This window comes from Nakamurella sp. GG22, assembly GCF_052976845.2.
The window spans coordinates 43,427-58,211 of sequence record NZ_JBRIIO020000005.1 but is presented as its reverse complement, the minus strand read 5'-3'; the positions used below and the strand labels follow the sequence as shown (position 1 = coordinate 58,211).

Genomic DNA, 14,785 nt, shown 5'->3' with positions numbered 1-14,785 from the left:
GGTATCGCCCGCTACAACGAACCTCTGGTAGGTCACTGTGATCAACCTGGCGTCACCATCCAGTCGTGCGCGCGGTACGTCGGTGACGGCGCCTCGAGAACCCCGACGACTGCTCATCCTCGGATGTTCAACGCGGTCAGGGTGCGCTGGGGCCCATCGGGCCGCTGGACACCGCGCCGCCCGGGGGTGATGGTTCCCAGGATGCTGGCGTGCCGGGCGCCGGTGCAACTTGGCACCGTGGCGGGTAGCCCGATCATGGTGTGGTAGCCGAGGACCGCGAAGGCGTAGGCCTCCTTGCTCGAGCTGGATAAGCCCAGGTCTTCTGCGGTCAAGAGCGGAACTGGAGCAATGCGGTTTTCCAGGGCCGACATCAGCGCGGGGTTCATGGTGCCCCCACCCGAGGCGATGACTTCGGTGGCCCCGGCCTTCGTGATGGCATCGGCAACGGTCCGTGCGGTGAGCTCAGTGAGGGTTGCGATGAGATCGTCCGGCGAGATCTCGCCGAATCCGGCGAGGTGCCGCTGCAGATACTGGTCGTGAAACAGTTCCTTACCAGTGCTTTTGGGTGCCGGAAGGCCATAGTACGGGTCGGCAAGTAATGCTTGCAGCAGTGATTCGTCCAGGTTCCCGCGTCGCGCCATTGCGCCGCCTCGATCGAACGATTGCTCACCCCCGGTGAGCTGCTTGACGGCGGCATCGATGAGGGCGTTGGCCGGGCCGGTGTCATACGCAATGGGTTCCTGACCGCCGACAACGGTGATGTTCGCGATGCCGCCCAGGTTGAGGGCCACCGACGTCCCGGGCCGAGCACCCAACCACAGGACGTCGAAAGCGCTGACCATCGGCGCGCCGTGCCCGCCGGCGGCGACGTCGCGGGACCGGAGGTCCGAGACGACCGTGCACCCTGTGCGTTCTGCTATCCACGCCGGCTGTCCCAACTGCAGGGTTCCGCGAACAACATGGTCCTGCACCCAATGGAACGTTGTCTGGCCGTGCGACACGATGACTTCGGCCCGGTCCTCGCACAGCTCCGTATTCGCTCGTTCTGCCAGTGCGGCGAACGCCTGGCCAATCTCGGTGTCCAGACGGCAGACCGCCTCCATGGTCGTCGCACGGGGTGGCAGAGCGTCCACGATCGCGGACCGCAGCTCCGGCCGGTACGGCTCGCTGAGCATGCCCAGCGGTGACAGAACCAGAGTGTCGCCTTCCGCGGTGAGATCGGCCGCCACCGCGTCGATAGCGTCATGTGAGGTGCCGGACATCATGCCGATAACCCGCATGGGATAACCCTTCCGTGGGACTGGCTGCCTGACGATCAGATTCGGCTCGAGGTCATCAATCCTTGAGATCTCGTAGGTGATCATCCTTGCGCAGGGTGGCGATCGCGACGGCGCTGATCGCGCAGGTGATCATCACGTAGAAGGCCGGGATGTCGAGGTTGGCGGTGCTGTTGATCAGTGCGGTGATGATCAATCCCGCGGAGCCGGAGAAGACGGCGTTCGACAATGAGTACGCCAGACCGAGGCCGGTGTAGCGGACGGTGGTGGGGAACATCTCCGACAGCATTGCTGGGCCCGGACCGGCGATCAGACCTACGGCCGCGCCGGCGGCGAATACCGCGATGCCCTTCACGGTGAGACTGCCGTCCGGGTCCTGCAGCAAATTCAACAGCGGTAACGCAAGAACAAGGATCAGCAGTGTGCCGGTCAGCATGACCGGGCGCCGCCCGTACCGGTCGCTGAGCACGCCCGCGGGCAGGATGGTGGCAGCGAACCCGACGTTCGCCAGCACTGTTGCGATCAGTGCCTGCTGGAAAGTGGCGTTCAATGATGTCTGTAGATATGACGGCATGACGACGAGGAATGTGTAGCCGGCGGCCGACCAGCCCATCAACCGCCCGATTCCGAGCAGGATCGCCCTGCCGACTTCTCCGGCGCCCGGCTTGGTGACAACAACGGGTCGCGCGCTCGGGGAGGACCCGGCGTCCTTCTCGACGCGCTGAAACGACGGCGTCTCCTCCAGCTTGAGCCGCAGCCACAGCGCGACCAGGCCCATTGGCAGCGCGAGCAGGAACGGGATACGCCAACCCCAGCTGTTCAATTGCTCCGCGGTCAGGAGACCACCGAGAATGGCCGCGATGCCTGCTCCGGCCAGCAGTCCCAACGCGACGGTGAACGACTGCCACGACCCGAAGAATCCGCGTCGGCCCTTGGGGGCGAATTCGGTCATCACCGAGACGGCCCCGCCGAATTCCCCGCCGGCGGACAGGCCCTGCAGGATCCGGACCAGCGTCAGCAGGATGGGGGCTGCGGCGCCGATCGTGGCGTAAGTCGGTAGGACTCCGATCAAGGCGGTGGCACCGGACATCAGGAGCAGCACCAGGATCAGCGTCGGGCGGCGACCGATGCGATCACCGAGCCGGCCGAACAGTGCCGCACCAACGGGCCGGAAGAAGAACGCCAACGCGAATGACGCGTAGGTCTTGATGAGGCTTTCCAGGCTGCTACCGCCGTCGGCGGTGAAGAAATTGGCGGCGATGATGGTCGCGAAGAACCCGTAAACACCGAACTCGTACCATTCGATGAAATTACCGACAGAACCGGCGACCAGCGCTCGGCGCCGTTGGGCCGGATCCACGGTGGTCATGTTCTGGTGCGTCGCGGACATAGATGGCGCCTTTCTCACGAGTCGGTTCACAGATGTGGCGGAGGTTTGATCCGGTTACGGTCGCTGAGTCGTCTCACCGGCGGTGACTGCGCCGCGGACAAATCCGCCGGATCGACGAAGTCTCTCGGCGGCTTCGCCCTGGGTGCAGTCGGCGATGATCATCACGATCGCTGTCTTGGCGTTTCCGTCGGCGGCGGTGTAGGCGGCCTCGGCCGTGTGTTCATCGCAGCCTGTCGCGGTCATCACGATCCGCTTCGCGCGGGTGACCAACTTCGCGTTCGTCGGCCGGAGATCCACCATCAGATTGCGGTAGACCTTTCCGGTCTGCACCATCGCCGCGGTGCTGATCATGTTCAACACCATCTTCTGGCTGGTGCCTGCCTTGAGCCGGGTTGAGCCCGTGAGGATCTCCGGACCGTTGTCGATCTCAATCGCGACATCGGCGTGCGCACTGATGGGCGCAGCAGGGTTGCACGCAACTGAAATTGTTGCCGCATCAACGGATCTGGCGTAGTCCAATCCACCGATCACATATGGCGTACGACCTGATGCGGCAATACCGACGACAACATCGACGGATCCGAGCGCAACAGCCTGCAGGTCGTGCCGCGCCAGCTCGGGGGAATCCTCCGCTCCTTCAACCGCCCTTGCGAATGCGTTTGCACCGCCCGCGATCAGCGCGACAACCTGACCCGGGTCTGTATCGAACGTTGGCGGACACTCCACGGCGTCCAACATCCCGAGCCGCCCACTGGTGCCCGCGCCGATGTAAACCAGTCGCCCTCCGCGGCGAAAGGCATCCGCCACCAGCACGACCGCGGCTTCGATCTGGTTGAGCGCTGCCGCCACTGCACCGGCGACCCGGTGATCTTCGTCGTTCATCAGCCGCAGCAGTGCGCTCACCGGCAAGATGTCCAAGTCGTCTGACTTGACGTTGCTCGCCTCTGTCGTGAGCCGGTCCAGATCGACCACAAGTTCCTCCATCCCAACAGATCTGCACGAAGGCGAGGATCGTCCGGTTCGGGTGACTGACATTCTCGGCGTAGTTGGTATAGTCTGGTATAGACCAGTTGCTGTCAAGCCCTGCGACGGCATCTCGGGTCACGTGAAGTCGGGAACGGACGCGATCGAAGGGGAAGGGTGAGGCAGTCCGTGGCAACTGAAACGACGTCTGATCGAGTGCACCGCGGCGGGCCGGTGCCGGTCTACTCGCAGATCTACCAGGACCTGCGGACCACGATCGAGCGAGACCTTCATTTCGATGACCCGTTGCCGTCCGAACGTGATCTGTCTCAGCGGTACGGCGTTGCCCGGATGACCGCAAGGAAAACCATCGACCGACTGGTGAGCGAGGGCCGGGCGTACCGAGTCGCGGGACGCGGCGCGTATGTTGCCCGGCCGCGGCTGATGATGCCGGTCGCGCTGAAGTCCTTCAGCGAGGACATCAGCTCCCGCGGAATGCGTCCCGACTCACAGGAACTGAACCGCGCCGTTCTTCCGGCAGACTCACTTCTCGCCGAGAAGCTCTCAGTGAAGGTCGGAGACCCCGTCCATGTACTGGAGCGGTTGCGGCTCGCCGACGGAGAACCCATCGCGGTCGAGTGCACACATCTGCCGGCGTTCCGCACACCTGAATTCTTGAACCAGCAACTCATCGGCGGGTCCCTCTACGCGCTACTCGAACAGCGCTACGGACTCGTCGTGGATGAAGGCGAGCAGACGATCAGCGCCAACCCGGCCAGCCCCGCGGCGGCCAAACTCCTTGGCGTAGCCAAGGGCTCGGCCGCGTTGTGCTTCGAGCGCCTCTCCTTCGCCGCCGGAGCGCCAATCGAGTACGCAACGTCCGTGTATCGCGGCGATAGGTACCAACTCCGAGTCACCTTTGATACCGCTCGCAGTTGACAGCCGCCGGTGACAGAGTCGCCACCTGCCCTCGCCGGTTCGCAGCCGGTCTACAGGGCGCTGGTCCGAGGCTGGCAGGTGTACGTCCTCGACCCGGTGAAGAGCGGCGCCGACCACCAGTGCGCCCGCGACCGCTGCCACGGTTTCGCCTCCACTGCGCCCGAGGCCACCGCGCTGCTTCGCGGCGCCCACGCCGAGGTCGCCTGGCGGAAACAGCTCAGCGCCGAGCACGAACCACGTCCGCATCGAGATCGGAGTGCCCGCAGTCAAGATCGCCCGGGCGGGCCGCTCCGCCGGCGTCAGCCTCGCCCTGGGCATCCATGAACTGTCCGCCAAGATGCTGGACACCATCCCCGGCGCCGGTGACCTCAAGGTCAAACTCCCGGATGCTGCATGGCAAAACGTCCGGGGCGACTGGCTCTCCGCGCACCGCGACCCCGACGACGCACCCGACCCCGACGGCGTCGTCCCCCGCGGCCGCGGCCTCTAGGCGACCACTGCAGCGCCCCCGCAGGTCATCCAATGCTGGTACGCCACCCAGTCCGAGTCCGGTTCAATATCGAGGCTCGATAGCGGCGACGTCTCGATGAGCGACTGCGGATGACCAAAACGGGCCGCCGCCCGGCCCCGAACGGCGGCTTGCGTTCAAACTCTTTGGTTGTCCGGTTAGGCGTCAGCTCAGCTATAGACGACGCATCGTAGCTCGGTTCACCCGGCGCGTTCAATAGGAGCATCATCCAACGGGTGACCCAGAGGTGAACCGCTATCTCTGCTGATTTCTTACTTTTTGCTCCTTCATCGGGTACGGGACAAGTAGATCCTTGCGGGATTTGATGGATTCGAAGTCGGCGACACGGCTACGTACGGCGTCTTTCCATTGCGGATCGTTTTGGACGGCTTCCGCGTCTCCTAGCTCCCCAAGGATTTTTCCGTACTGACCAGACAGTTCCCTGGCCTTACCGGCCGCTTCTCCATAGTTACGTATCCGCGAGAATGCTGCTGCGGCAGCTGTTCCCAGCGCTACGACGGATACCACAAGCTGGGCCTGCCAGCTAGGATCGCCGGAGAGAGTGGTCCAGATAGCGAGGCTCGTGACAGCGCCCAGCACCGCCGTTACAAGAGCCAACTGATCAGCTCGGCGTTGCATCCTATGCGCAAAGGCGAGAAGGGCCTCTTCGCTTGCCCAAAATGTGGCGCTGGCAATGCAGTTCCTCAAGCGCTCCTTGCTGACAGGAGGCATGGTGATTGTGGACGGGTTCGCGGACATTTTGATGCTCCTTTCCGTACGAAATGTTCATAACGCTGGTAAGCGCAGCTAGGCGGTTTCCCCGCACCGCTGTCACCTGTGCGTCTGCACGGTGAGGGTTCTGTTGCGGAAGTATGCGGTGCCTGTTGTTGTTCGCCATTCGACGTCGATGTTGTGGTATCCGGGTTGCACGTTGAGCCAGCCGCTGTGGGTGTGGCTGCTATAGGTGGTGGAGTCGGTGAGGACGGCGACGCCGGGTTGCATGGGCTGCCCGTCGACGACGATGCGGACCTCGAGCCGTGCTCCGGGGGTTCCGACGCGGGCTTCGGTCACCAGCAGCGCCTTGATCAGGGTGGCGGGGTAGGTGGTGCGGAAGCTGCCGACCCCTCCGGCGAGTCTGATGAATTGGGTGCTGTTGGTGGCTGTCTCGGCTGTTCCGGCGGTTGCCGTTCCGTTCACGGCTGCGTTGGTCGGTTCTGCCTGGTTGGTTGCCGTGAAGGTGGCGGCCGGTGTGAGGGTGGTGGCGGTGGCGAGCACGATCCCGCCGCCTCCGTGGTCGGCTTCGACGTAGTTGCCTTTGGCAGTGCGGAGCCCGAATGGTCCGTTCGGGCGGAGCCACAGGCGCTTCCCTGGAACGACGAGGGTGAAGGTTTCCCATTCTCGTGGCCAGATGCCGGCGGCCGTGACCTTGCCACCGCCACCGCCTTCTGCCTGCAGGTAGTGCCCGCACTCGGTGCGCACGTTGACCCGGGCGCCGTCCCGCAGGCCGCGGGAAGCGCGGTCCGCGGCGAGGATGTCGAACGTTGCCCAGTCCACCGGCGACGGACTGTCGGCGGAGAGGTCGGCGCCGCCACCACCAACGGCCTGCAGGAAGTCGACTTTCGAGACCGTCCGGATACTCGTGGTGAGAACACTGTCCGCCGGTTCGGGGTGTCGGATCGCCTCGAACGTCTCCCACGGGCCCATCGCTGCCCGGTTGGCGACCAACACCCCATTACCGCCGCCTTCCGCGCAGACAAATTTGCCGTTGGCCGCGCGTAACCCGAAACGACCGTAGTGCCCCAGCAGCCCCGGCTCCCCCGCAGGGAACACCAGGACGAAACGCGTCTCCGGGATGGTGCCGTCGGTCCCAGTCGCGGTGACCGCCCCGGCCGGCCCGGTGATGCTGACCAGGTGGCCATCCCAGGTACGCAGGTTCACGGTGGAACCCGAGGTGGCGTCGGCCCAGTCACCGGCGACCGGGACGACGTCGAACGTCTCCCACTCGCGGGGCCATGGGCCCTTGGCGGTGACGTCCCCACCTCCGCCGTTCACCGCCTGCAGGTAGTAGCGGTTGGCGGTCTTGATGTGCACCTGATTGACCATCGCGATCTGGCCCCCCTTGCCCTTCGTCGTCACCGTCATGGTCTCGGCAGGTGCCGACACCTGGACGATTTCCAAACCGGACGCGGTCGCGTCCCACCATTTACTGGCCGGGGACGTGCCGACACCGAACGCGGTTCTTGTCGGTGCACCGAACAGGTCGTCGGTGTCGCCGAGGTTGAACCCGTGCTCGATGTCGAACCGGTTGTCGGCCTGCTCCAACGAGCATTCGTAGTGCGCGGCGGGCGTCATCTGCTCGTTGTTGTTGCTGCCGAATTTGTCGACGTGCCAGATCGCCAACCCCCTGTCCGGAAGCGACGCGTCGCGCCCGGTCTGTTGCCGGTTCTCCAGGATGAAGTACTCGTTGGTGTTCCGTCTGTGCAGCAGAAAATCGTTGACGCCGGTGGTCAGTGTTGCCTTCACACCGGCGGTCAGGGTGGTGACCTTGGCCGCCCAGCCCGCCCGGTACTTCAGGTACGCGCACGGCTCGGTGGGATTGGTGTCGGACCCGCCGTAACACATCAGGCAGAAGTCCCCGACGCCGTAGGATTCGTACCCGTAGTCGTACAGATCGGGGAAGTCGCACACCATGTGCCCGTTCTCGTGGCAGAAGGTCCGCAGGGTCAGCGCGTCGCCGATATTGGTGATCTGGTAATCGAAGAACGTCCTGGTGGCGCTGACGACGAACGGGTTACCCAGGCTCCAGGAATGCGGCCACAGTCCTTCGGACCAGTTGTTCACCGCCTGCCCCGCGTACAACACGTTCAACGCGTAGACGTAGCCGCCCGGGTCGACCGACAGCCGGCTGAAATCGAAGCCCTTGCCCTTCAGGTCGGTCAGCGCTTCGGTGATGAGTTCCTGCGCCCGCGTCCCGTATGGAATGGCGGGGTCGGTGTAGTAGCCGCGGGTGTGCTTGCTCTTGTAGTAGGCGGTGACGATGTTGGTGTACTTCAGCTTTCCGCCGGATACGTTGGAGAAGTAGTCGGACACCGACCCGTTGTTCCCGAAACCGGTGTACCCCGTTTGGTTGCAGAAGTTCTGGATCTCGGCCTGGCTGATCGTGACCGGTACGTCAGGGAAGAAGATCAGCAGGCACAGACCGGTCGAGGTGCCCAAGGCGCCGCCCGCGTGGAGGTCCGCCGGGCCTTCGGGGGTGGCGTCGGAATCCGCTGCGGCACGCTTCAGCGCCTTGCGCTGCTCACGGCGGACCTCCCAGCGCGGCTTTCCGGGCAGCCGGTCGCGGGCGGTCGCCGCGGACCGTTTCGCTGCCTGCGCGCTGACCCGCAGGTGCGGTGGTACGCCGAGAGCGCCGGGGTCCGTGCCAGCGCGGGCGCCCGTCGGCAACAACTGGCCGCCGTCGTCGGACAGTCGCGCGTAGTGGAAGAAACCGGATGCCGGGTCCTTCACCACCGTGTATCCGTCCGGGGTCTCGAAGACAGCATGGAACTGGTTCCCCCACCCCCGGACACGGACCTCCGAACCTTCCGGGTTGTGGAGGGTGAACTCCTCGCCATGGAATGGAACAGGCATCGCCAGCCTCCAAAGAGCCTGCAATGGTCCGGCGGACTGCGCCGATCGCCTCACGCCTCGATCAGACCCGCCGGCAGTGCGCTACGGGGATGCTCAGTGCTCTGCGGTTGCAGTCCCGGGCGGTTGGACATCGATCGCGGCTGCCGTGTCGGTTGACCCGGTGACGTCGAAACGGAGCCCCGGGGAGTTGACGTCACCGATGCCCTGCTTGATGGCGTCCTCGTATCCGGCCTTGATGCGGGCATCGATGGACGCCCGGGAGAAGTCGCCGGCCGCGCTGAGGGTGAACGGAATGGTGGAGGTCACCACGTTGAAGTGGTTGATCTTCCGGTAGCCGAGCATCTGCTTGTACTGCGGGTCGTTGCGGATGGTGCTGTCCGCCGGCAGTGTCTTCTCGATCGTCTCGATGAGATCGACGAAACGGTCGACCTTGTCGAAGAAGTGCTTGTCCAGCTTGAGCCTGCTCGTGTACTGCAGTTGGATCATCCGCTCGATGACGTCGACCATGTTAGTAGGCACGGGGGCGTTCATCGGGAACAACTCGATGACGATCAATTCCCGGATCGCCTCTCTTCGGCCGCCGTCGACGTCCTCCAGGGCGTCGATTGCCGGGCTCAACGGCGTGTTGGAGAACAACCCGCCGTCCCAGTAATGCCGACCGTCGATCTCGGTCATCGGGAACCCTGGAGGCAGGCTCCCGCTGGCGGCGACGTGTTCAAATGTCAGCCCACCGGCATAGGTCCTGTCGAAGAACTTGATCTGAGCTGTCTCCACGTCGGTGGCGCCGACGACAACCCGCGGACGTTCACCGTTCAGTTTCTCGAGGTCGACCAGTTCCGCGAGCGTTGTACGTAGTGGCCCGGTGTCGTAGATGCTGGTCAGATTCCACGGCGCGAGGACCTTTTCCATCAACTGCCAGCGGTCTAACCGGTACATGCCTCGATCACCAAGGACCGCGAGTGACCGGTCGATCAGCTGGGGCAGCGGCATCACCGCAGACACCGTCAGCTTGTCGCGCCACAATCGGTCCAACGCATCGATCGGATCGCCCTTCGACCCACCGAGCACCGCCGCGGTGACCGCGCCGATCGAGATACCCGTCACCGCAACCGGTGTGAACTGGTCTCGGGTTTCGTACAGCGCCTTCAGCACCCCGTACTCGTAAGCCCCGAGCGCACCACCGCCTTGCAGGACGATCGCGGTGTGGACTGTTTGCTTCCGCGTAGTCACGGCAGAACCTCCCGATCTCGCATGCCGGAACAGCAGGCGTCGGAGGGTTGCCGCCGCGCGTGACAGCAGAAGCCCCCCGGGACGGTCTACGTGCAGACCGTTACCGTCATCTCACTCCCCGTTGATTGGGACAAAACAGGGCCAAAAGTCCCGGCTCGTAGAATTTACCTCAATGGCTCACTGAAAAAGTTCTGACGCTGCGCCCAATCTCCATCCGGAGTGGCCGCTCCGTTGCCGATTTCTTACCGGGATCAATTGTTGATCCTTCAATTACCGGATTACCCTTATCTCGATCTAATCCTCACCGAGGCGACGTGAGGTCGGTTATCAAATGAGATCCTGGCTTTAGGGGCAACGTCGTGGGCCGTACGGTGAGCCGGCGGAACACGAGTCCAGCACCAGCCTCGGTGCCCTTGTGCAGGGACCGGGTCTGCCGGGCCACGAGTGTCCGGTCGTGCCGGACCTCGATCCAATCATTTTCCAACGCGACCTGCACCCGGCGAGCCGGACAGGCATGCTGAAGGTGCTGTACCTGGCCGTCCGCGTGGGCACCGGTCCGATCTCGGCAGATCACCTCGACACCAGGGTGGGCGCGCAACCAGTCGGCGAAGTCCGCGGCTTCCCGACCGGTGAGCACATCCACCGGCCGGTGACCGTCGGCCAAATCGACCAGCACCGTGCCGTAGTGATGCCGGCGGCGCAGCGCGAACTCATCGACACCGAGCACTTTCACCGGCCGACCTGGGGGTCCGGCAGCCCGCGGATCACGCGGAGCAGCGTCGACCGGCTCATCGCTATACCCATTCTTCCGGCCAGCCGGGAGCCGGCCCGACCTGCAAGCGCCAACTCGATTGCTGCCAACGCGCCGTGCAGGCCAATGCTGCGGCGGCCGTTTTTCTCGGTCAACCCTGGTACCTGCTCGACGAACGTGCCTGCAGGGCAGTCGACCTGGTCGCAGAAGAACCGTCGCACCGTCAAGCACAGCACGACTGGCTGCCCCGCAACAGGGAGACCAGTCACCCGCCGTCGATAGCGGCTGTGCACCCGGGTCGATACCCGACCGCACCCCCGGCAACGCGACGCTCGCGACCGTCCATGCGCCGCGACCACCACCGCGTCGTCGACACGGCCGAGGCTGTCGATCACCACCGGCGACAGATGCGGAAGCAGAACACGGCAGCAATCTCGAGGACCCACCGACCCAGAGCACCACGTACACGGGCGTCAGGCCAGCCCGGGCCGGCATCACGGAATGTGTGCCAGAACCATTTACCGCGACCAACGACACACCAAGGGCAGGCCAAAAAAATGGCCTGCCCCCCGTGCGGCGCTCGCTTCCGATCACGACATCACATCAATCAGAGTTTCCACGGTTTTCAGGGATGCCCACTTGGTGCGCTCTGATCTGGACGGTATCTGTCGCTCGGGTCGGCGTTACAGGTGGGTCAGTTGGAACGTCCCCGAGGTGGCCATCTGAATGGAACCGCTTTCCAGAGAGATGGTTCCGGTGCCGACCGCCGCCCGGGTGCGGGCCAGGGAACGGTAGCTGTAGCGGTAGTCCGGGGCGGTGAACGAGCTGGAGTACTTCCGGGTGGCAGCGGGGCCGACCGCGGCGAATGTCTCATCGATGGCCATGGTGGTGTTGTGACTCAGGCCGATGTCTGCGACGAGATGGGCGGACGAGAGGTTCCCGGCGACGGTGAAGGTCGTGGGGGTCGCGGAGCCGTACACGGACGTGCCTTCGCCGATGCAGTAGTTGTAGGCGTAGTGGTAATAGGTGGCCCAGGTTTCCCCTTTGTTGACGCTGCTAGCGGAGAGCTGGGTTCCGGTTTCAATGCAGCCATCCCAAGTGTTGGTGAAGCCGGAGACGCTGGGCCCGGAGATCCTGTAGTGGTAGATGTCCGTGCTCGCCGCCGCCGTGCCGGGCGCGGCCAGCGCCAATGCCAATGCCAGGACCGCCCGCAGCGGACCGCAGGAATGAGTAGATCGAGGATCAAACATGATGTCCCCTTTTCCCCGGCCGGTAGGAAAGACGGGCTCGGCGGGATGCCGAACTCCCCGCCTGACCTGGGTATAGCGACCTCCGGCACCGCTGCCGTAGGACATTTAGTCCTATACGGGGTGGTCGTCCAAATAGTACCTGTTTGCATGCACCCTGATTCTTGCTGCCGGCCGGCCTGTGTGTCGACCCCGGGTGCTTGCCGCGAGATGGGTTCACCGGCAACGGCTCCGGAAGTCGCAGTAACTTTCTTCGCGCCAGTCAACGGGCTGGACATGCCAGCGTGTCATCCCATTGGCGGCCACGATGGAGCGTGCAGCCGCACTTGGCCTAGCCGCGAATGCGCAGACGCCAATTGCCGCGCAATGGTTCGGGGCTTGGTCAGGCATGGCAACTGCTTGCCGACTAGGAGCCCGGTCCGCAAAGGTGGAATGCGGCCCGAAGGCTAGTATCGCGGACGATGCGTTCGTCGCGCACGCCGACCAAGTGCTGCCCGACCGGCCACCGCCGGTGCGCCTGCTGGGGATCAGCGAGACCCGCCGCGGGAACAGGCCGGTACGAGATCGAGACGTCAGCGGGTCCACCCGGAGCAGCCCAGCATGGCGGACCACTCACCCACCTGAGGACGACTACGAGAGCATCCCGGAATGTGTGCCAGACCAACGACTGCGACCACTGACACCACTGGGGCGGGGAGTCAGAGCAACGAGGCTTAGTTGATGCGGTGGGCGCCGTCGGTGTCCGCTCCCCACTGGTTGACCACCGCGGTGGTTTCCGCGAGGGCTGTGCCGTCTCCGGTGCCGCAGGTGTCGGTCGGAGTGAGTGCGCACCACCGGTACGGGGCGCCGACGTCCTGGTAGGACGCCACCCACGCCACGTCGGTGGTCGTCCATTCCCCCTTTGTGTCCTGACTAAATTGGACCCGGACCAGCAGGCCCTGTTGCATTCCCGGTGCGCTGCCCAGCTGCGCGGCGATGTTGTTGCCCAACCCGTAGATCGCCCACCCGCCGTTGATTTTCTCCATCGGCTGCACGACATGCGCGTGGTGCCCGTACACCAAGTCGATGTCCGGGTCGGCCAGCCGGGCCGACCTCGCCTTGGCCTTGATCGCGTCGACGTCAATCGTGTTCACCTGCCACGGCTCGTCGGGTTCGTTGCCGTTGAACCCGTACGCCACCGAGATGAAACCGACCCGCCCGTTCTCGGTGTTGATCACCACCGGCACCTTCGAACCCGCCCGCGTGCGGTACGAGCCGTCGTGGATAAGGCCGGCCGCGTCCAGGTCGTCCAGGGTCCGGTCCAACCCGTCCGTGCCCTGATCGATGGTGTGGTTGCTGGCCGTGGAACACGCGTCGTACTCGGTCTTGGTCAACGCCGGGAGCACTTGCGGTGAGACGGAGAATTCCGGGTAGTTCTCGAACGGCCCGCCCGGATCGGCCAGCGGTGTCTCCAGGTGACAGATCCCGATGTCCGCGCTCTGCCCATACCGCTGCTGGTCGGCCAGCATCGGGAAGAAGTCCATCCCGTCCACCGTGCTGCTGGCATTGCCTGCGGCGTCCTGCCGGGCCTGCTCGATGAGCTGGGTGTGCAGCAACACGTCACCGGACACCGCGATCGTCACGCACCGCACCCCACGGCACGGCGGGTTCTCCACCGGCCCGGCGACCGGAGCCGGAACCAGCCGATCAGCTCGTGGTGTCACGGCCACCACACGCGACGACGGGACGATCGTGCTCACACCGGGTGTGGCGCTGGCCGGTGCTCGTTGAGACGAGGGACGCACCGACTCCACGGACTATCGGGGTGTCGTCGCCGGCACCGGCGGGTCGGCCGTTGTCACCGTCGCCGGGGTTGTTGCGCTCGGAACCGATGACGGCGTCTTCGAAGCGGAGGTGCCCAACGTTCCGCCCGTGCAGGAAGCGCACAGCAGTAGGGCAACCAGCAACCCGGTGCCTGCTTGTCCCCTCCCCATGCGGAGCAGCGTACCGACGCTAACGGTTGCCAGTGGCGGCGTCCCGGAAGTGTCATCGTCCACAGTCGCAATGGGTATGACGCCAGTACGGCGTCCTTCTGTCGTCCACAGGGGGTCGAAGTCGACTGTTCTGCCGATCCGGCGGCCGGACCCGACGCTGTCGTGAGCTGGCCAGGCGGTCACTGCATGGCGGAACGCTCACCACCCCGAATCAGCCACGGGCCACATCACGCAATGTGTGCCAAGAACCACATTCCGTGGCAAAAAACATGCGATGGCCGCAGCCTTGTCGGCGTCAGTGCTCCACGTCGTAGCGCAGCCACGCAAGGCCGTCGTCCCCATCCAAGCGCTGGCAGTCGCGCAGCTCGAGCCGGGTGTGCGGCAGTACTGCGGCGCCGTGCCAGCGGTGGTCGTTGCCGGCGACGACGGGATGGATCAGCAGACTGACCTCGTCCACCAAATGTGCGGTCAGAAGGGCTCCTGTCAGTCCGCCGCCGCTGTCCACCCGCACGATATGCGCACCCCGGCGTTTGAATTCTGCAAGTACCGCGGCCAGGTCGACATGGTGTGCGCCGGTGACGATCTCCTCAGCCGCCGTGCCGCCGTGCGGACGGCTCACGCCGGCACGGAGCACGACCACGCCGGACCAATAGCCCGCGTTGAGCAGCGCCTGCCACACCGTGACCCGCCCGCGCCCGTCCACCACCGCGAGCAGCGGCCCGGCGGCATTCGGCCCCGGTTGCGGCGCGTGGCTGAGCGCCGACTCCTGCACCAGGATGGTGTCGCCTCCTGCCAGGGTCACGTCCTCGTGCCAGGTTCCGGCCAGGGAATAGAAACGGTCGATGTCCACCGGGAATCCGACTGTCGACCCATCCAG

13 protein-coding genes are annotated in these 14,785 nt (G+C 64.8%); 2 read left to right on the top strand and 11 right to left on the bottom strand.

The features are described 5' to 3' along the window. Positions 1-113: 113 nt before the first annotated feature. Genes ACVBEQ_RS07580 through murQ form a run of 3 tightly spaced genes read right to left on the bottom strand, consistent with a single transcriptional unit; the run spans position 114 to position 3,651 of the window. Positions 114-1,280, bottom strand: coding sequence for an anhydro-N-acetylmuramic acid kinase (locus ACVBEQ_RS07580; protein ID WP_447152714.1), 1,167 nt, complete (start codon positions 1,278-1,280; stop codon positions 114-116). Between the two features lie 55 nt (positions 1,281-1,335). Further along, the gene (locus ACVBEQ_RS07575) at positions 1,336-2,667 is read right to left on the bottom strand and encodes an MFS transporter (protein ID WP_447152713.1); all 1,332 of its coding nucleotides are present in this window, start codon (positions 2,665-2,667) and stop codon (positions 1,336-1,338) included. 54 nt (positions 2,668-2,721) lie between these two features. After that, a complete protein-coding gene (gene murQ, locus ACVBEQ_RS07570; protein ID WP_447152876.1) occupies positions 2,722-3,651 on the bottom strand; it encodes an N-acetylmuramic acid 6-phosphate etherase in 930 nt (309 codons plus the stop codon). 168 nt (positions 3,652-3,819) lie between these two features. Between murQ and ACVBEQ_RS07565 the strand changes: the two genes are divergently transcribed. Together ACVBEQ_RS07565 and ACVBEQ_RS07560 are read left to right on the top strand one after the other, a co-directional pair. Continuing rightward, positions 3,820-4,569: a GntR family transcriptional regulator gene (locus ACVBEQ_RS07565; RefSeq protein ID WP_447152712.1), complete on the top strand. Its 750-nt coding sequence runs from the start codon at positions 3,820-3,822 to the stop codon at positions 4,567-4,569. 256 nt (positions 4,570-4,825) lie between these two features. Continuing rightward, positions 4,826-5,059: a hypothetical protein gene (locus tag ACVBEQ_RS07560; protein WP_447152711.1), complete on the top strand. Its 234-nt coding sequence runs from the start codon at positions 4,826-4,828 to the stop codon at positions 5,057-5,059. Between the two features lie 273 nt (positions 5,060-5,332). Here ACVBEQ_RS07560 and ACVBEQ_RS07555 read toward each other — a convergent pair whose 3' ends face one another. The 8 genes from ACVBEQ_RS07555 to ACVBEQ_RS07520 form a co-directional block, all read right to left on the bottom strand. Beyond that, the gene (locus ACVBEQ_RS07555; protein WP_447152710.1) at positions 5,333-5,836 is read right to left on the bottom strand and encodes a hypothetical protein; all 504 of its coding nucleotides are present in this window, start codon (positions 5,834-5,836) and stop codon (positions 5,333-5,335) included. Positions 5,837-5,908: 72 nt separating this feature from the next. After that, positions 5,909-8,707, bottom strand: a complete 2,799-nt coding sequence (locus ACVBEQ_RS07550; protein ID WP_447152709.1) for a M6 family metalloprotease domain-containing protein — start codon at positions 8,705-8,707, stop codon at positions 5,909-5,911. 93 nt (positions 8,708-8,800) lie between these two features. After that, the gene (locus ACVBEQ_RS07545; RefSeq protein WP_447152708.1) at positions 8,801-9,937 is read right to left on the bottom strand and encodes a patatin-like phospholipase family protein; all 1,137 of its coding nucleotides are present in this window, start codon (positions 9,935-9,937) and stop codon (positions 8,801-8,803) included. A 301-nt stretch (positions 9,938-10,238) separates the two neighbouring features. Beyond that, the gene (locus ACVBEQ_RS07540; protein WP_447152707.1) at positions 10,239-10,670 is read right to left on the bottom strand and encodes a transposase; all 432 of its coding nucleotides are present in this window, start codon (positions 10,668-10,670) and stop codon (positions 10,239-10,241) included. Next, entirely contained in the window at positions 10,667-11,047 is a 381-nt protein-coding gene (locus ACVBEQ_RS07535; RefSeq protein WP_447152875.1) for a transposase family protein, read from the bottom strand. Before ACVBEQ_RS07535 ends, ACVBEQ_RS07540 begins: the two co-directional genes overlap by 4 nt. Positions 11,048-11,371: 324 nt before the next feature. Beyond that, a complete protein-coding gene (locus tag ACVBEQ_RS07530; protein ID WP_447152706.1) occupies positions 11,372-11,938 on the bottom strand; it encodes a hypothetical protein in 567 nt (188 codons plus the stop codon). Between the two features lie 710 nt (positions 11,939-12,648). After that, positions 12,649-13,557, bottom strand: coding sequence for a CapA family protein (locus ACVBEQ_RS07525; protein WP_447152705.1), 909 nt, complete (start codon positions 13,555-13,557; stop codon positions 12,649-12,651). Positions 13,558-14,203: 646 nt separating this feature from the next. Next, positions 14,204-14,785, bottom strand: a 582-nt coding sequence (locus ACVBEQ_RS07520; RefSeq protein WP_447152704.1) for a dihydrofolate reductase family protein, incomplete at its 5' end; no start/stop codon positions are given.